Source organism: Treponema saccharophilum DSM 2985, from assembly GCF_000255555.1.
GTDB lineage: Bacteria > Spirochaetota > Spirochaetia > Treponematales > Treponemataceae > Treponema_D > Treponema_D saccharophilum.
In genome coordinates, this window is record NZ_AGRW01000040.1 from 86,464 (window position 1) to 104,623 (window position 18,160).

The following is an 18,160-nucleotide window of genomic DNA, read 5'->3' on the forward strand; positions in this document are numbered from 1 at the left end:
TTTTTTCACCTGATAATGGCGACCGGACATCCGCCGGGTATCTGGACTCGTTTTTTACTTTTTCCTGATAACCGTCATCGTGAGCGGCTCAAGCGTGAGCTTCTTTCCGGAAATCTTCACTCCGACAGGCTCCGAGATTGCCTCAGTCCCCGCCTTCTGGCAGTCGACGAGAACCTCCGCGCCCTTGAGCGACATTCCCGCCTTGACGGTAGCCTTTTTCTTTCCGGCGTTCACGGCGACAATCCAGTCCCCGTCATCCGCGCTGATGCTGTATGCGAACACGAGCGATTTGTCCGTTCCCGAAAGGAGCGTCGCGTTCTTCTTGATTTTTTTCGCGTCGGCAATCCTGAACGCGCCCGTCGATTTTCTCAGCGCGAGCAGCCCCTTCGTGAATTCGAGCACGCTCCTGTAATCGTCATCAAGCGTCCAGACAATCTGGTTGATGTTGTCGCTTGAGTCGTAGCTGTTCCTGACGAACTCGCCCACGCATTCGTTCGTCGCGAGCATCACGTTCGGCTTCGTGCGGCCGCGCTCCTGTCCGCCGTGGAGGAACGCGATTCCCTGCGCCGTCAGCGCGAGCGTGTTGCCCATCTTTATGCGCCTGATGATTTCCGCCTTCTCCTCCATCTTCGACTCGTCAAGCCCGACGTTGTGCGCAATCAAATCGTGGAGCGTAAGACCGTCGTGGCATGTCATGTACTGGATGTTCGCGCCAGGCTGGTTCGTTCCGTAGCTTTTCGGATTTCCGAGTATGCTCCTGAACAAATCGGCGCCGTTCGTCTCCTTTCCCGTGATGAACCCGAGCCCAGTCTCGTTGAACCCGCCCGCCTTGAGCAGGTCGCGCAAATCGTCGTTGAAAACAGCCACGCGGTCCGTTTTCCGCATGTAGCCCTGGTCCATTCCGACGGTTCCGCCCTCGCCGTTGTACATCTTCCATCCCTCGCCCTCGAAAAGGACGTGCGGGTTGATTTTCGCGCAATTCTCGTAGGCGTTCTCGACGCACTTCGCCTCCATCAAGCCCATGAGGTCGAAGCGGAACCCGTCAACTTTGTACTCGCGGACGAAGAATTCCGTTGAGTCGCGGACTATTCTCGCCATCATCGCGCGCTCCGTCGCGGTGTCGTTTCCGCAGCCGGAATTGCTCTTGAGCTTTCCGTTCGCGTCCGTGCGGAAATAGTAGCCGGGAACGATGTCGTCGAGGAATTTCGTTATCGCCATGTGGTTGTACACGACGTCAAGGAGGACTCCCAGCCCCGCCTTGTGGCATTCGTTGACAAGCTCGCGCAGCTCCCTCACCCTGCAATACGGGTCGGCCGCGTCAGTCGCGTACCATCCCTCGGGCGTGAAGTAGTTGTGCGGGTCGTATCCCCAGTTGTAGTTGGAATTGTTGACAGCCCCGCGCGAATCGTACCGCCTGTCCGTCTCGTTGTTGTTGTAGAAGCTTAAGACCGGCATGAGCTGGACGTGCGTGATTCCAAGCTCCTTGAGGTACGGAATCTTTTCGATGAACGCGCGGTACGTTCCCTTCTCCGCTTTGACGCCGGAATCGGGGCTTATCGTAAAGTCGCGCACGGATATCTCGTAGATTATCGCGTCCTCCCTTTTCTCAAGCGGATAGTACGGAGCGTCCATGCCGCCTTCGGGAATCGCGCGGGGGCTTTTCATATCGACAATCGCGCCGCGCCCGACCGTCCCGTCGTTCTTGTACGCCGCCATCGATTTCGCGTACGGGTCGAGCGCGGTCACCGTTCCCTTCGCGTTGACGAGCGTGTAATCGTAGAACATCCCGTCCGGGTCAACCTTGTCGAACGTCGCCGACCAGACGCCCGTCGAAGCGTTCTTCGTCATCGGAACGGTAAAATCGGGCGTCTTCGCGTCGTCCTTCCTGTAGATGTTCACCGTCGCCTTTGACGTGGTGGGCGCCCACACGCTGAACGAAGCGCTTTTCGCCGAATAGCGCGCGCCGAGCTCAACGTCAAATCCCGGAACGGTCTTTTCCGCGAGCGCGAGCGCAAGCTTCTGGCTGTTGACCTTCGCGTCGCCGAGGAAATCCTGATTTCCCACGGAAAGCGACTCGCTCACGTCTATCTTCCCGGCAAGCGTGATTGTCACGTCCTTTGCCATGTTGTCCTCCACATTTTTCGATTTGCTGTTCTCGACGCGGGAAATCGGAACGCTTTTTCCGCCGGAAACGACCTTGAATCCGGAATTTCCCGCGCCAAGCCCGTACTCACCTGAGAGCGTGAGCGCTATTTTGTCGTCGGCGACAAGCTCCGCGGAAAGAATCGACGGGCGATACGGCATCGCGGCGTATGTGTTCCCGTCGCCGGAAAATATCGCGACTTTCCTCGACTTGCTGATGTCCCAAACGCGGTCATCGTTGCCGTCTTTTGTCCATCCCGCGTCCTGCCGAACGATGAGCCCGACAACGCCGTCGGATGACACAGGCTTGTTCCCGCCAGTGGATGAGCCGTCGAGCTTGAAGCGCATGTATCCGATTCCGTCCTCGACTTTCCAGTCCTTCGTGTATTCCCAGTTTGCGCCGCCGTCCCCGCCGGGCATCGCCCACATCCAGAGAGCCCACGGCTCGTATTTCTTATCCTGGCGAACGTAATAAACAACAAGCTCATCGTCGCCCGGCTTTATTTTCCCGTCAAGCGCCAAAACGGATTTCATTTCCTTTGGCGAAGCGTCCCGGAACGAACCGGGCTGCCCATGCTCGGCGGAGGCAAACACCGCCGAGAGAAATGCGCCGAAAACCGGCAGAATCTTTTTTGCAATGCTCATTTTCATAAATCGTCTCCTGAAAGGGGGAAGAGCTTTCGCTCTTCCCCTAAAAGAAGGCGCACCTGTTGCCGTGTGCCTGTTCCGGAAGGAAGCCTAGGAGGGTGCCCCCTTCCATGAATCCTCTTTTATTGCGGAAACCGTTACCAGATTTCCGCATCCCCGCCCGCCGGTATGATTCGGGCGGGAAAAATTGCAAAGGTTGTTTTTACGGTCAGTCGGCTTCGTCGATTTTCACCGAAATCGTGTCCGCCGTTCCCCGCACCGTTATGACGTAATTCTTGCCGGCCTCAAGACCGGTGGCTTTGTTGTTGGCACCATCGCCCTGCTTGCAGTTCGCGAAGCCGCCGCCGACGGTCAAATCCGTCGCGCCAATGTACTTCGTTGACCAATTCTTATCGGTGCAAACTCCGAACTCAAGGATTCCGTTCTCAACCCTTGACGCATCGCCCCACTCGTCGTTATCAGCGCTGAACGTGAACTCAACAGTTCCGGTAGCGACATCCGTTTCCGTATAGGCAATCGGCAAGTATCCCTGGCTGCTGCAGAACCATCCCGGCTCGAGCAGGTCGAGCGGCTTGTCATCAGCTGTCGAGCAGCCCGCAAAGCCGATTCCGGCCGCGGCAAGGACAGCGAGCGCTTTGAGCGCGATTCCTATTTTTTTCATCTTCATTTTCCCCCTTCATTCATCCGATTAGAAGTCGAACTTGAGTCCCATGCGGAGCGCCGCGTTGTGCCAGAAGTAGTCAGCATCGCTGTCGAGCGTGTAGCCGTCGAGGTTGAGCGTGTCCTGTCCGTCGCCGAACGCCTTGTAGGGGTCGACGCCGTAGACGAAGTTCGTGTAGAAGACCGTGTTGTATGACTTGCAGACCTGCTTGTTCATTCCGAGGAAGAAGCCGAACGGGTTGTCGTCGGCCGCGCTGTTGTCAACAGTGCGGAAACCGGCACCGACCTGCGCGTTGATTCCGAGCGGGAGGCCCATGTCAACGATGAGGGTGTGCAAATCGACAGATGTCTCGTTCGCGTCGTATCCGTACATGACGGCGAGAGAGTTGAGCAGTCCGTCGAGTTTCGTCTCGAAGCGCACTCCCGCTTCCTCGATGACGAACGCCTTCGCCTCGCGGCCGCCGCGTGCAAGATGGTCGGCATCTTTCGTGTTGTACTTTGTCTCAGCGTAGAAGTTGATTTTCGTGTCGTCGTCGATGATGACGTCGCCGTACGGTTTGACGTAAACGAGCGTGTTGTCCTTGTCCGCGAATGACGATGTCGAATCCTTGTTGAGCGTCTTCTCGATGTACGGGTTCACGCCGATTGAGAACATGTCGGTGGGGAACACGTGGACGTCGAACCATCCGCGCCATCTGTTCCTGTCGCCGAGGTTGTCCGTGATGTGGTCGTGGTCGTCGGCGCCCTGCTCGACATACATCATGCTCGCCTGGTTTCCTCTGTAGCGGAATCCGACAGTCGCGTCCAGAAGGTCGTTCTCATAGTAGACGTTGACGTTTGCCGCGGTGTCGTCGATTTTATTGTCAACGAACGGGTCAACAGCTCCGACATCCGAGCTTGACGGAGAGTACAATGAAACCTTGTCCTTCTCCTCGTCGAGATAGTTTCCGTACGTATTCAAAAGTCCGTTCGCCTTCACGACAACCGGCCCGAATTTTCCCTTGTAACCGAGGATGTAGTCGTTCTCGAACACCCTGTCGAACACTTTGTCGAACTCTTTTCCGTACGCGCCGTTGTACTGGAAATCGACGTAGTGGTTGTCGAACAAGTTCGCGTTCGCGTATGCGTACAAACCGTACTGGTTTCCCGCGCGGTCAGCAGTGCGGTTCGGAGCGAACACCGCGTTGAAGTCGGAGACCGCGCCGTTCGTCGCGTTTGCGAGCGATTCCTTAACCTTGTCTCCCGTCTCCCACTGCGTGTATCCGCCGGTCGCTGAGTATCCGGCCTCCCACTCGTTGTCGATTGTCGTCCAGTTGACGTTCGAGTGCGGCGGAAGCTTCGCGTATTTGTAGCCTGTCGTGTACTTCACCCACGGGAACTCGACGCCCGTCTTGAAGTGGCCGAGGTATGTTTTCTCAGCCTCGGACGCGTTGCTGTTGAGCATGTAGAGCGGATCGAACGCAAGGTCAGTTCCGACCTCGCGCGTTCCGTCCTTAAGCTGGAGGACGTCGCGGTTGTAGAGATTGTTGAACCCGTCGTTCTCGCAGAGCGCGACCTCAACATAGACCGGAACGTGCGGAGTGACGTTTCCGCTGAATTTCCAATATGACTTTGCTCCGATTCCCGAAGAATCCTCGCCGGCCTTCTTCTCGGTGTTGCCTTCTTTATAGTCGCTGATGTTCCACTTGTTCTGGAATCCGACCATGCTCCATGTCTGGAATTTGATGCTCGGGCGCGGCTTCTTGGAAACGTTTCCATTTCCGGCAGCAGAAGAGGAACCATCGCTTGATGCGGAGCTCTCCACGAGAACGTCCAAATCGGCGAGCGCGTTGTGACCGCCGAATCCGTCGTCAACCTTGTCAGGCGCGCGCATATCCTCTGTCCAGTTCTCGTCAGCAATGAATTTGTACTTGAGAACAGTACCGGCAGGGAAAACCTGCGTAAGGGAGAATCCCTTTTCGCCTTTCGTCATGGCGATTGCGCCATCCGCCCAGTTCGTGAAGTCTCCCGCCACCTTCACTTCTGTTGCTCTGGGATTTCCGTAGAAGAACGTAACTTCCACGTTGCCATCATCGAGCTGCTTTGCCGAAATATCCGCGAAAGCCGCGGCGGAAAGCATCATCAATGAAGAAAAAAGAGCAAGACATTTTTTCATCTTTGTCCTCCGTTTTTTTTGAACCCGATTTGAAGCGAACTCGCTTTGCCTCGGGCTTTTGTAATTAAAAATTACATCCTAAAAAAAACGCGGTCAAAAATTTTTTTATTTTTTTCATAAAAAAGTCACTTTTGTTGTAATTTTTTAAATTCATAATACTTTTGTACAATTCAGCGTTTGTATTTGCCGTGATTTTTTCCATGATAGAAACGCTATCACGACGAATGAAATTCATCGCGCAATTTTTTGCGACAAATGCAAATATTTTGATACGTTTTTCCGGAAATACGGAAAGCAAAAAAAACAGGCAGAGGTCGTTTTTATCTTATCAGAAAAAAATCCGCACAAATGGCATAATCGCGCGCGCTCGTGCCCATCCGCGAACGATAAGGAGTTTCTCATGATTCAAGTTTTTGGCACAAAAAAAAGCTTTGACTGCAAGGCGGCGGAACGATTTTTCAAGGAAAGGCGGATTGCGTTCCAGTCAATCGACATAAAGGAAAAACCACTTTCCCGCGGTGAATTCGATTCCGTCGTATCGTCCCTCACCCGCTCGGAAGGCTCCAGCGCAAAGGCAATCTGGGAACGCCAAAAAAAACAAGCAACCGCCCCATGGGCACGGAAGATACGCGCCCCCGCGCGTATCGGCGCACATTTGCTCCAACAAAGCCGAACTGGGAACGCACAAAAGACCAAGCAAATGCCCTTACAAGAAGAACGTCCGCATTTTTCCTTTTCCTTTCACCTCGACTTCCACGCCGGCGCTGTAGGAGTATTCGTCCTTCGTCTGCGCCCATGTCGTTTCTGTGACGTGGATTCGCATCGGCTCGCCGGTGCTTTCCATGCGGCTTGCGACGTTTACCGTGTCGCCCCAAATATCGTAGATGAACTTCGATTTCCCGATGACGCCCGCGACGAGGTTTCCCGTGTTGATTCCGAGACGGATTTTTATCTGGACGGGCGATTTCCTGTTGAATTCCTCCACATCGCTCAGAAGCCCGCGCGCGAACCGCATCATCCGAAGCGCGCCGTCGTTGTCCGCGCGCAATGTAAGACCGCTCGCCGCCATGTACGCGTCGCCGATTGTCTTGATTTTCTCGATTCCCTCTTTTTTTGCGCGCTCGTCGAACATCGAAATCATCGAATTGAGCATCGTGACGACTTCCTTCGCGCTCATCCCGCCGCTCATCTTCGTGAACCCGACGATATCGGTGAAAAGAACCGTCACGTTCGGGAAATTCTGCGCAATTGTCTTTCCCGGATTCTCCGTCAGCTCCTTCGCGACGTCGGACGGCAGTATGTTCAGGAGGAGCTTCTCCGCCTTCTCGTTCGCGATTCTCAAATCGCGCGTGCGCTCCTCGACCTTCTTCTCAAGCTCAATCTGATACCGCCTCATCGCCCGTATTTTGAGGAATATCGCGAGGGCGACGATTCCCGCGCCAGTCGCGCCGATTGCCGCCCAGAACCACGCCAGCTGCCAGATGTACGGCTTTTTGATTATCGTGACGGGAATGTGCGGGCTGCTGACGAGCCCGTCCCCGTTTCTCGCGAGAACGTGCAGCTTGTACGTCCCGGGCTTCAGGTTCGTGTACGAGACGAGCCGCTGCGGCGTCCAATCCGAATATTCCTTGTCGAAGCCGTCGAGCTTGAAGCTGAACGTCATGCTGTCGGAGGAGATGTAGCTCAGCCCCGTATATTTTATGGAAATGCGCCGTGCCGAAGGCGCCATGACGATTTCGGAGCCGAAATAATCCTCCACGCTGTTGTCGATGAAATACGTCTGGATTTCGACTTTTGGGGCATTTTCCCCGCTTCCCGCCTTCCGCGCATCGTAAATGGCGAATCCGTCCGTCAGCGTGAACCAAATCCGCCCGAACGCGTCCTTCGCGGAAATCGACACGGAAGTCACGCCGTTCGTTATAAGCCCGTCAGAATCGCCGTAGAAGCGCACCGAAAACTTCTTGCGCTTTCCCGAAGCGGCTTCCTCAAGCTCGGAGAACGGCACGGAAAATATTCCCTTGTTCGTCGTAAGCCACGCGACGCCGGTCTCGTCGACAATCATCTGGAATATGCTGTCCGTCCCGAACCCGTTCCGCGAATTGAAATTGACGAACGAGTCCGTCTCCGCGATGTACTTCGAGATTCCCGTTCCCGTGCAAATCCAGATTGCGCCGGATTGCTCGGAAATCTTGAATATCACGTTTCCCGCAAGCCCGCTCTCGGTATTGAATATCCGCTCGATTTTTCCGTCGCGCAAGATGTGGATTCCGCCGCCGTTAGTTCCGACCCAGACGCGCCCGCTGTCATCCTCAAAAAGCCACATGACGTAATGGTTCATGAACCCGTCCGCGCGCGTCATCGTCGACACGGAGCCGTCGGCGCCGATTATCGTCAGCCCGACCGGGGTTCCGACGTAATAATCGCCTTTTTTCGTCTTGAGCGCGACCCTCACCTTCTCGCTCGCAATTCCGTCTTCGAGCGTCCATTTCTTGATTTCGCCCGAAGGAAGCACGGTTATGAACGGGATGTGCGAGAACGAGGAAACAAGAAGCTCCCCGTCAAACGTCAGCGCGATATGCCGAATCCTGATGCCCGAAAGCATTTTCGTAAGCTCGTTCGCGATAAATTCCCCGTCCCTCATGCAGAAAAGCCCTGAATCCGTCCCGAGCCACGTGATTCCCCTCTCCTCGTCATGGCATACCGAATTCACGCTCGACTTCATCGGAATCGTGCGGATTTTTCCCTTGCTGAGCTTCTGCAGGCCGCCCCTGTTGAGCCCAATCCAGATATTTCCCTCGTGGTCGATTATCATGCGCGTGACGCCGCCGTCGGGAAGCCCGTTGCGCGCATCGTAAAGGGTCAGCTTCCCGTCGTGGATGACGGAGACCCCCTCGTCCGAGCCTGCCCAGATGTTCCCGTCCGCATCCTTGATTATCGAGCCGACGACGAAGCTGCTCTTCCCGCCGTGCCCGATATCGAACACGGTCTCCTTCCCGTTCTCGGCGCGAACGATATAGCACGGCGACAGCCCGAACCAAACCGTCCCGCTTTCCTCCATCATGACGTCCGTCACGGCCGGGTGGCTGAACGACGAAAGCCCCCCGAACCGCGCGATTTTTGCGCCGTCATACACGAAACAGTCGTCCTTGACGCCCGTCATTATCCAGACGCGCCCCGTCATGTCGCAGTAAAGCCTGAGGACGAGGATGTTCCGAAGCGCAAGCTCGTCGAGCCCGCCCGGAATCACAATACCGCCGTCCTTGCTGATATAGCACAAGCCGGATGCCGTGCCGACCCAGATGTTTCCAAATTTGTCCTCGCAGAGGGAATTCACCTTGTCGTTCGGGATTCCGTCATCCGAGGTGAATTTCGTGACGGTGCCGTCCGCGGAAATCCGGGAGACGCCCTCGTCGTTGTGCCCGACCCAAATGTTCCCGCGCGAGTCCTGCATCAGCGAGCGTGCCGAGGCGAAGTCGAATTTGTCGCCCGCCGTCCTGTTGTACGTCGTGAAATCGACGCCGTCGAAACGGACGAGGCCGTCATACGTTCCAATCCATATGTAGCCTTTCACGTCCTGGATTATGTTCGTTATCGTCATGCCGGGAAGCCCGTCCGACGTCGTGTAGTTCTTCACCACGAAATTCTGCAGGAACGAATTGTCGGCGGCCATCAGCTCGCATTCCTGCGCAGAAATCCTGAGAAGCAGCGCCGAAAGGAGGGCGAGCGCCGAGACGATTTTTTTTATCGAACGCATTTCATTTTCCTTATGCGCCGTCCCGCACGCTCAGGCGGTTTTGGCGCATTTCCGAATCGAATAATAAAATACGCGTATTATATCACCGTTTTTGTGGCGGCGGAAGTTTTCAATTTAGTTAAAGGAAAGACCGCCCCAAAACCGGGAACACGTTAAGAAGCGGCCTTTCCTATCCGACGATTCCGTCCAAATTGTCCGCGCGGATTCCGCCTTTGTGCGCCGCATGACAATCGATTTGGTACGCGGCCGAATTCCAGAAAAACCTTGAGAATATATGATTGCAGTTCCAGTCGTTCGCGTAACGGATGCATTCGGACTCGGAAAGATTCTTGTCCGGCTTCACGGCCGTCGAAAAGCAGGTCGCGAGCGCCTTTTTGCAGCCGAACGCGCTCGCGACCGAGATTCAAAAAATCAGCACGCCTCGGGAATGTCGGACGTGACGGAGGAGATTGACGGGCACGAAATTTCTGCGGGCGACAAACCGACGACGCCCTTTTCGAGGATAAGCCCGCCGATTTCGTCGGCGCGGATGCTTCCGGAAAGCGGATTCTTCACGCTGTCAATCCGCCCGGAAACATCGGCGACGACTGAACTCCGCTCGAAGGAAAGGTCGCATCCTTCCATCGTGCAGTTCTCTAGGACGAGGTTCTTGCAGTAGCAGAACGGCTGCGTCCCGATGATGCGGCAGTTCACGAGGCGGAGATTCTCCGAATACCAGCCGAGGTATTCCCCGCGCACAACGCTGTCGCGCACCGTGACGTTTTTCGAATGCCAGAACGCGTCCTTCGTGTCGAGGTCGGACGAGGAAATCTCGATGTCGCGGCAGTATTGGAACGAGTATTTTCCCTTCATGCGCAGGTTGCTCATGCGCGCGCGCTCAATCTCGAAGAACGGATATTCGGAGCCGAGAATCTCGACGTTATCGACAACGACATCGCGGCATTTCCACGCGAATTCGGGCGAATCGACCGTGCATTTCTTGATTGAGATTCCGTCGCATTCCCTCAGCGCCTTGATTCCGCCGAGCCGGCATCCCTCGATTTCCACGTCCTTGTCATACCAGAGGGCGGCACGGCATTTTTCCGTCAGAATGCAGTCCGCTATTTTCGAGCCTGAAAGATGCCAGAACGGATAGCGGAGGTTCATGAAACACCCGCTCACATTGACGAGCGATGCCTCCTTGAGCGCGGATTCCCCGTCGGCGGGACCGTCAAACCGGCAGTCGACGACATCGGCATTCGATATTCCATACAGCGCGCGCTCCTCGTCAAGAGATAGCCCCTTAAAAACAGTCCGTCCCGATTCCTGATTCTTCATTTCTTCCATCGCAAATCGTTCTCCCTAAAATTATATTGTATCAAATATAATAAAAAACAGCCGAACCGTCCACTTCATCCGGCACTTTTCAAAGAGACGCGCGCAAAAAAAAATGCGCCCCCAATTCTGCCAATGACGGCAGGGGGAGCGCCTCGGCTCTGTCGGCAAAAACGGTTGACTTACATTTTGCCATGCTGAACTCGATTCGGAACAACACCAGAAATCATGCACCAGCCGGAAAGCCGGGCAAAGCGATTTCTTATTGAAGCCCGTCAGACAGTAAACTGGTCTATCTGGCCACCGATTTCGGAAATCGAGTCGCGCAGCTTCGTCGAAATCTCGCTGAGCGCCGTTCCCGTCTCGTTTATCTTGCGCGCGCCAATCGACATCTCGTCCATGCTCGTGAGCATCGCGTCTGTCGCCTGCTTGAGGTTCTTCACCTCATCGAGAATCGCGCGGTTTCCTTCCGACATCTCCCGCGATGCCGTCCGAACCTCGCTTGTGCTGTCGTTCATCGTGCGAAGAACCCCGATTATCTGCTTCGAGCCGACGCTCTGCTCAGCCATCGCCGCCTTAATCTGGCGCACGAGCTGGTCGGTCTCCTCGATTTTTTCGGAAACGGAATTGAACACCCTGCTCGAATCGGCGCTCGCACCGACGACCTCGACAATCGATTCCTTTATCGCCTTGAGCTGCGTTCCGATTGTCTTCGACTGGACGCGCGACGTCTCGGAAAGCGACCTGATTTCGTCCGCGACGACGCTGAACCCGAGCCCTGCATTCCCCGCGTGGGCAGCCTCGATTGCGGCGTTCATCGCCAGAAGGTTCGTCTGGTAGGCGATGTTCTCTATCGTCTTGTTCGCTTCCTGAAGCATTATCGACTGCGTCTCGATTTTGCTGATTCTGTCGTTTACAGCGACCTGCTTCTCCGCGCCGAGCTTCGCGTCATCGTGGAGAATGCTGAAAGAATCCGCCATTTTTTCCACGGACTGCGTCACGGCTGATATGTTTCCAATCATCTCCTCGACGGAGCTTGACGCCTGAGAGACGCCCTCCGACTGGCGGGAAATCATCTTCTCCAGGGACTCGATGTTCGACGCAATCTGGTTGACCGCGCTGACCGTCTCGGACACGCTTCCGCTCTGCATCGAAATCTGCCGGTGGACGCTCTGGATGTTCGCGATAATCTCGGCAATCGAGCTTGCCGTCTCCTGCGTGCTCGTGTCGAGGTCGTCGCCCGCGCGGCTGAGCGAATTCCGGGAAGTCTTGACCTGCGAGATTATCGCCTGGAGCTTGCCGACGAAAATATTGAAACCATTGACGACGGAGCCAATCTCGTCCTTCGTCTTGACGTCGATTCTCTTCGTGAGGTCGGCGTTTCCCGTCGCGATTTCGTGAATCGAGCCGTCAACGTTCTTGAGCGGGCGGAGGCTTCTCGAAAGGAGGATGACGCACGCCACGGTCGCCGAAAACACGGTGAGCGCAAGGATTATGGGAATGAGCTTCGAGAGGAGCGTCAGCCCGCCGAAATAGTCCTCATACGGTGCGGCGCAGAACACCGCCCAGTCGCAGTTCTCGCCGACGGGACGGAACGCGCACGTCATGCGCTGCCCCGTGGACGAATCCTTGTACGAGGCGGAGCCTTTCCTTCCCGCGCGCAAATCGAGCATTATGTCGCTCGGGATGCTGACGGAACCGCCCTCCCCCTCGAATCTTCCGATTATCGCGCCCGTCTTCATGTTGACGACAACAGGATGCGAATTCTTTCCCACCTGCATGACGGACACAATCTGCGAGAGCGTGTCTCCGAACGTTATCGCGGCGATGACTCCCTGCGGGACGTGGTGCGCGTTGTAGACGGGCACGGCGTAATACATGAGCGTCTGCCCCGCCGCCTTGTCGAACACCGGGTCGAGGACGACGCGCGAGCCGCCCATCGCCTCCTGAAAGAATTTCTCGCCCGCGGAATTCTGGAGCGTATGTCCGAGCGAATACGTAAGTCCTTCCTTCGAGATGAAGCTCACGTTCTTGAATTTCGTCAAGTTGCGCCGCGCAATGGCGCCGACAGCATCGTTCTTTTCCTCAAGCGAGACGTCCGGATTCTTCATGAACGGCTGGGTGGCGAGCGACTCCATCATAGAAAACTGCTTCTCGTTCACCGCGTAAATTTCCGATGCGATTTTCGAGGCGACGTTTGAAAGATTCTCATTCACGGATTTCGTGACGACGTTCAGCGATACTATTTGCGAAACCATACCGATAAGGACGTTCGACAAGACAACGACAGATATTATTACTACAAGCAACTTTGATTTCAAACTGCGCATAATATCATTCTAAGTCATGTTTATTTATTTTAATATAAAAAAAAACGGTTTTTTATAAAATTAATCACGGTTATGACAGAATAATAATATTTCAAATAGTTTTTTGATATATTTTTATCCTCCAAGTCTATTTTAAGAAGAAAAATCCCCCGGAAAACTTCATTTTTTTGACAAAAAAACGATTTTTATGACGGAATATTCCCAAAACGCACTGCCCTCTTCTTGCGGAGGTCGCCATTATGGATTTATGATGCAATGGTTTTGGCTCATTCCATACAATTCTATTTTTATTTGGAGAACATCCGCATGAAGCATTTTTTTGTCACGGTCATTGCCGCAGTCTGCCTTCTTTCGATATCGGGATGCAGGGAGACGCAAAAGAATTCGTCAAAAGGTAAAATAACGTTCATGCTCGTCGACACGGAGGGAAACCCGCTTGCCGGGCCACACTCCGACCGCGTCATCTCGACGATGGAGCGCTGGACGGGCGAATCGGTGCAGTTCCAGTTCATACCGATGGACCAGTACAACGACAAGGTGAAATCGCTGCTCGGCTCATCATCCGGGCTTCCGATGATAATGCACATCAACAAAATGGATCAGACCATCGTCGCCGCCGCGAACAAGGGGCTTTTCTGGGACCTCAACGAATTCATCTGGGATTCCGAGAAATTCCCGAACCTGTCGAAGGCGAACAAGAACGTCTGCAAAAGCCTTGAGGTCAACGGAAAGCTCGTGGGGCTCTACAAGGCGCGCGACATCGGCAGGAACGGGTTCGCGTACAGGACGGACTGGGCGGAGAAGCTCGGGCTGGGCGAGCCGCGCACGCCGGAGGACGTCTACAACATGATGAAGGCGTTCAAGGAAGGCGACCCAGACGGAAACGGAATCGACGACACGTTCGCCCTTGCGATGTGCAACTACACGGGACCGTTCGACATCATGCAGACATGGTTCGGCTGCGGGAACGGCTGGGTCGAGCAGAACGGGAACATCATCCCCATCCACCAGACAGCCGAGTACAAGGACGCGCTCGACTGGTTCCGCAGAATCTACGACGAGGGTTTTATCCCCCGCGACTGGCGCAGCCGCGAGAGCAAGAAATGGCAGGACCAGGTGAAGAAAGGCGAGGCGGGAATGTTCATCGACGTAATGGACGGAAGCCGCCGCATCTGGGATTCGTTCATCAACTCGAAGACGCCTTCCGTGGTCGACCCGTCAAAAACAGCGCAGATGACGCTCGTCGGGCCGATAAACGGACGCACGCTCGCGACAAGCGGATACAACGGATTCCTCGCGATAACTAAGGCGGCGGCAACGCGCGAGCAGGTCGAGTCGTGCCTCCGCTACCTCGACAAAATGTGCGACGACGAGATGATTGTCCTCGCGGGATACGGAATGAAAGACGTGAACTACACGCTCAACGAGCGGGGATACATCGTCCCCAACGGCGACAAGGCGTCGTCGAAGGATTATTCCGCGCTCAACCAGACGCAGTGCTTCATACCGCACATGCTTTCCGACGCGAAACCGTCGATACAGCAGAACGACAGGAAAATCAAGGAGCTTTCCGTCCTGAAGGAGAACGAGCGGCACGCCGTGTTCAACCCCGCGCTGTCGTTCCTCGTGAATTCGCCAACATACGCAAAATCGGGCGCGTCGCTCGACAAGCTGATTGACGAGGCGCGGACGAAATATATCTGCGGAGAAATCAACGAGCAGGGGCTTCAGGACGCGTTCGACCAGTGGAACAAGCAGGGCGGAACGGCAATCCTCGCCGAGATAAATGCCCAGTACAGGATGCTCGACGAGGCGCAGAAATAAGACGTATTCAGGAAACAAAAACAGCCCGCCAAATGGGAAATCCCCAAACGGCGGGCTGTTTTTGCTTCTGCGCGCTACTCTACGAGCGTGTATGTGTCTTCCCCTGTCTCCTGCGTGAGGGTATATTCCGTGTTCTTAGCCACTATGCTTATCGAATCCGGAATCGCGGTGAATGTGATTTTTACCGTGCAGCCTTCCGTTCCGGTGCCGGAAGCAGCATAAGTCCCGGATACCGTGCCCACACTGGTGAACGTGCGGCTATCGGTCTCCTCGTCCTCGCCGACTGAGTAGACGGTTCCGCTGAACGTTTCGCCTTCGAACGTAGGATAGACGGAATACTTTTCTTCCCCGCCCTCTTCGGAATTTTTGGAAACTGAAATTTTACCGCCTAAAAGCCAAATCGCAAGACCGCTCTCGGAATCATAACGACCGAATTCCACGCTTATCGGGAACGTCCCGTCGAAGTATTCCGTAAGCTTGAGCGCCTTGTCCGCAATCTCGTACTTGTACACGGTCTTTGTCGCAAAATCTGCTGCAAACCCGGCTTTTTCCGCAGCAAAATTGTCGCCCGTATATCCATATTCTTTCAGCAGAGCTTCTGCCTCGCTGACGCTTGAATAGCTGTATTCTTTTCCGTCCTGCGCAGTTCCGGAAAACTTTGAGGGCGCAAGATAGACGAGCGATTTGTCCGCGTCGTACGTGTATTTGTACGTCGTCTCGCTATTGCCGGAATCCTCGCCATCATTCCATGCATCTGTCTTCGTCACAGTCCCGCTTTCGAACGCGTACGTAGTTGAAGCAGAATAGCCTTCCCCAGAAGATTCCTTTTTCCACGATTTTCCGGTGAACGGGTTTTCTCCCTTGCTCGCGGGAAGCTCGACTTTCGTTTCGGGCGTTCCGTCATCTTCGTCGTCTTCGGAACAAGCCGCGAAGGAAAGCGCGATGCAGACCGCCCCCGCCGCCAGGATTGATTTTGCCAACTTTTTCATAGTGACTCCTCCTTATAAAGAATGGAACCATTATATAAAAAAAAAGTAGACACGCAACAAAAACTGTTTCCGGCGGCAAATCGACGGGGCGGCTATCAGCGGTTGCGGAAGACGAGCGAGAAAATCCTGCGGACAATCGGGCCGGCAAAGCAGAGCTGCCAGAAGAACGCCATCGGGAAATTCATCGCGGTTGTCTGGAGCCACACGGCGGCCGCCTCTCGCTGGAACCCGCCCTTGAAAATCAGCGTCGCGCACAGGCTCATCATCGGGCACATGAAAATCACAGAGAAGACGGAAATCGAGAGAATGATGAAAAGCGGCTTGTCGCTCTTGGGGTCAAAAATCCGGAACGTGAAGCGCTTTGCGAGCGGGCCTGCGACGAGCATGTCGAGGACGAACGCAATCGGCGCCATTATCGGAAGCTCGCGGAACGCGCCGAGGAAGACGGCGTTCGACATGCCGCCCGTCGCGAGCGAAATGTTGTAGCAGACGAGCGCGTAGACCATGAAGAAAACCATGATGATTGTGAAAACAATTTCCTGAAAAAGCGATTTGGGCATAATAAAAACTCCTTGCCTCAAAAATGGATTTGCAAAGATTGTTAAACTACGCCGGAAAGATGGCGCATGAGACACGGAGGGAATGTTCCGAGATTCAATCCCGATGCAGGATTCGGATGATAGCTTTTTCGCCCGACAAAATCAAGCGCGCGCGAAAAGCCCGGCCGCGAAAGAAAAATGCAATTTTTTGGCAAATGACGGAAAAAATTATTATCGCGCCGACAAAAAACCGTGTTACGGTGGAGCGCATGAGCGGCGGAACACGATGACGCCGCAAAAAAATAGGAGGATGCATTATGAAAAGATTCGTTCGGTCTGCCGTGGCGGCAACGCTTGCCGCAGCATTGGCGGTAGCCGCGACATCATGCGCAAGCACGCCCGCGCCGGCACCGGAAGTCGACGGACAGAAAATCGTAGACGAGATGAAAATCGGCTGGAACCTCGGGAACACGCTCGACGCCTGGAGCGACGACAACCTCGGAATCGAGTCGGAGACGTGCTGGGGTCAGCCAAAAACGACCGCGGACATGTTCGAGGGGCTGAAGAAGGCAGGATTCGGCGCGGTCAGGATTCCGATAACGTGGCACAACCACATCATCGACGGGAACAACACCGTTGACCCGGCATGGCTCAAGCGCTGCAAGGAAGTCGTGGACATGGCGATAAAGGCGAAGCTCTACGTCATCATCAACGTCCACCACGACACCGCCCCGAGCGAGGATTTCGAGATGGGACGCGGGTACTACCCGACGGAAGCCGCGAAGGAGCGCTCTGTCGCGTTCCTCACAAGGGTCTGGGAGCAGGTCGCCGCGACGTTCAACAACGAGTACGACGAGCACCTCATATTCGAGCTCCTCAACGAGCCGCGCCTTGTCGGCCACGAGCGCGAATGGTGGTACGACGCGGGCCATCCCGACTGCGCGAAGGCACAGGGAATCGTCATCGAGCTTGAGGAAGCCTGCATCAAGACAATCCGCGCGAGCGGCGGGAAAAACGCCGACCGCTTCCTCATGATTCCGGGATACGTCGCGCAGCCGTGGGCGGCGATGGCGGACACGTTCCACCTTCCCGCCGATTCAGCGAAGAACCGCGCGATTATCTCCGTCCACATGTACGACCCGTGGCCGTTCGCCGGAGAGAACCCGGGCATCTCAAAGTTCACTCAGGAAGCGCGCGACGGTCTCAAGGGAACGTTCGAGGCGCTCAACGGCAAGTTCGTGAAGAACGGCGTCCCCGTCGTAATCGGCGAGTGCGGCGCGACGAACAAGAACAACCTCCCCGAGCGCGAGGCATGGTACCGCTACTACTTCGAGACGTCCAAGAAGAACGGCATAACCGCCATCCTCTGGGACAACGGCTCCACGGAGATTCCGGAAAACGGCGACGTGAGCGAGCATTTCGGCTTCTATGACCGCACCGCCCACACGTTCTTCTTCCCCACGCTCCTGAACGCCGCACTTGACGGCATCAAGGCAGCAAAGAACTAACGTCCGGCTATTACGAAAGCGCCCTCCTCTTTTCGGGGAGGGCGTTTTTTTGTCGTCACGCACGCTACAACCAAGACAATCTTAGAACGGGCAAAGACTAGGCAATCCGCGTCCCCCCCCGCCACGGTAGGCACGCGCCCCCGCGCGTGCCGGCGCACGCTTGCTACGACTAAGCCGAACTTAGAACGGGCAAGGGAACAAGCAAGCGCTTCTTAGAACGGGCAAATCCCCATCAACACGCGCGCATCCGCCACGGTAGGCACGCGCCCCCGCGCGTACCGGCGCACGCTTGCCCCA

The 18,160-nt window shown here is 55.3% G+C and carries 10 protein-coding genes; 2 read left to right on the forward strand and 8 right to left on the reverse strand.

Features of this window, described 5'->3' with window-relative positions; all coding sequences use genetic code 11:
• Positions 1-54 precede the first annotated feature (54 nt).
• The 6 genes from TRESADRAFT_RS04480 to TRESADRAFT_RS04505 all read right to left on the reverse strand — a co-directional run bounded on the left by TRESADRAFT_RS04480 (position 55) and on the right by TRESADRAFT_RS04505 (position 13,003).
• Positions 55-2,793, reverse strand: coding sequence for an alpha-amylase family glycosyl hydrolase (locus TRESADRAFT_RS04480; protein WP_002703260.1), 2,739 nt, complete (start codon positions 2,791-2,793; stop codon positions 55-57).
• A gap of 205 nt (positions 2,794-2,998) precedes the next feature.
• On the reverse strand, positions 2,999-3,451 hold the full coding sequence (locus TRESADRAFT_RS04485; RefSeq protein WP_002703261.1) for a hypothetical protein: 453 nt from the start codon (positions 3,449-3,451) through the stop codon (positions 2,999-3,001).
• A 27-nt stretch (positions 3,452-3,478) separates the two neighbouring features.
• Complete coding sequence (locus tag TRESADRAFT_RS04490; RefSeq protein ID WP_002703262.1) at positions 3,479-5,605, reverse strand: glycogen-binding domain-containing protein; 2,127 nt, start codon at positions 5,603-5,605, stop codon at positions 3,479-3,481.
• 706 nt (positions 5,606-6,311) lie between these two features.
• Positions 6,312-9,359, reverse strand: coding sequence for a ligand-binding sensor domain-containing protein (locus TRESADRAFT_RS04495; protein WP_002703264.1), 3,048 nt, complete (start codon positions 9,357-9,359; stop codon positions 6,312-6,314).
• 411 nt (positions 9,360-9,770) lie between these two features.
• Positions 9,771-10,685, reverse strand: coding sequence for a DUF3737 family protein (locus tag TRESADRAFT_RS04500; RefSeq protein ID WP_002703266.1), 915 nt, complete (start codon positions 10,683-10,685; stop codon positions 9,771-9,773).
• 263 nt (positions 10,686-10,948) lie between these two features.
• A complete protein-coding gene (locus tag TRESADRAFT_RS04505; RefSeq protein ID WP_002703268.1) occupies positions 10,949-13,003 on the reverse strand; it encodes a methyl-accepting chemotaxis protein in 2,055 nt (684 codons plus the stop codon).
• Between the two features lie 306 nt (positions 13,004-13,309).
• Here TRESADRAFT_RS04505 and TRESADRAFT_RS04510 point away from each other — a divergent pair, with 306 nt between their 5' ends.
• Positions 13,310-14,827: an extracellular solute-binding protein gene (locus TRESADRAFT_RS04510; protein WP_002703270.1), complete on the forward strand. Its 1,518-nt coding sequence runs from the start codon at positions 13,310-13,312 to the stop codon at positions 14,825-14,827.
• A 74-nt stretch (positions 14,828-14,901) separates the two neighbouring features.
• On the opposite strand, the gene TRESADRAFT_RS04515 is transcribed toward TRESADRAFT_RS04510, so the two are convergent.
• The gene (locus tag TRESADRAFT_RS04515; protein ID WP_002703272.1) at positions 14,902-15,816 is read right to left on the reverse strand and encodes a hypothetical protein; all 915 of its coding nucleotides are present in this window, start codon (positions 15,814-15,816) and stop codon (positions 14,902-14,904) included.
• 95 nt (positions 15,817-15,911) lie between these two features.
• Positions 15,912-16,376 carry a DUF2798 domain-containing protein gene (locus TRESADRAFT_RS04520; RefSeq protein WP_002703273.1) on the reverse strand — a complete coding sequence of 155 codons (465 nt, stop codon included), beginning with the start codon at positions 16,374-16,376 and terminating at the stop codon, positions 15,912-15,914.
• Positions 16,377-16,672: 296 nt separating this feature from the next.
• On the opposite strand from TRESADRAFT_RS04520, the gene TRESADRAFT_RS04525 reads away from it, so the two are divergent.
• A complete protein-coding gene (locus TRESADRAFT_RS04525) occupies positions 16,673-17,863 on the forward strand; it encodes a glycoside hydrolase family 5 protein (protein ID WP_002703275.1) in 1,191 nt (396 codons plus the stop codon).
• Positions 17,864-18,160 lie beyond the last annotated feature (297 nt).

What these genes read in the sequence shown, in the direction of transcription:
- TRESADRAFT_RS04495 (WP_002703264.1), bottom strand. Translation starts at nt 9,359, where the DNA reads ATGCGTTCGATAAAAAAAATCGTCTCGGCGCTCGCCCTCCTTTCGGCG.
- TRESADRAFT_RS04480 (WP_002703260.1), bottom strand. Translation starts at nt 2,793, where the DNA reads ATGAAAATGAGCATTGCAAAAAAGATTCTGCCGGTTTTCGGCGCATTT.
- TRESADRAFT_RS04515 (WP_002703272.1), bottom strand. Translation starts at nt 15,816, where the DNA reads ATGAAAAAGTTGGCAAAATCAATCCTGGCGGCGGGGGCGGTCTGCATC.
- TRESADRAFT_RS04510 (WP_002703270.1), top strand. Translation starts at nt 13,310, where the DNA reads ATGAAGCATTTTTTTGTCACGGTCATTGCCGCAGTCTGCCTTCTTTCG.
- TRESADRAFT_RS04525 (WP_002703275.1), top strand. Translation starts at nt 16,673, where the DNA reads ATGAAAAGATTCGTTCGGTCTGCCGTGGCGGCAACGCTTGCCGCAGCA.
- TRESADRAFT_RS04520 (WP_002703273.1), bottom strand. Translation starts at nt 16,376, where the DNA reads ATGCCCAAATCGCTTTTTCAGGAAATTGTTTTCACAATCATCATGGTT.
- TRESADRAFT_RS04490 (WP_002703262.1), bottom strand. Translation starts at nt 5,605, where the DNA reads ATGAAAAAATGTCTTGCTCTTTTTTCTTCATTGATGATGCTTTCCGCC.
- TRESADRAFT_RS04485 (WP_002703261.1), bottom strand. Translation starts at nt 3,451, where the DNA reads ATGAAAAAAATAGGAATCGCGCTCAAAGCGCTCGCTGTCCTTGCCGCG.
- TRESADRAFT_RS04505 (WP_002703268.1), bottom strand. Translation starts at nt 13,003, where the DNA reads ATGCGCAGTTTGAAATCAAAGTTGCTTGTAGTAATAATATCTGTCGTT.
- TRESADRAFT_RS04500 (WP_002703266.1), bottom strand. Translation starts at nt 10,685, where the DNA reads ATGGAAGAAATGAAGAATCAGGAATCGGGACGGACTGTTTTTAAGGGG.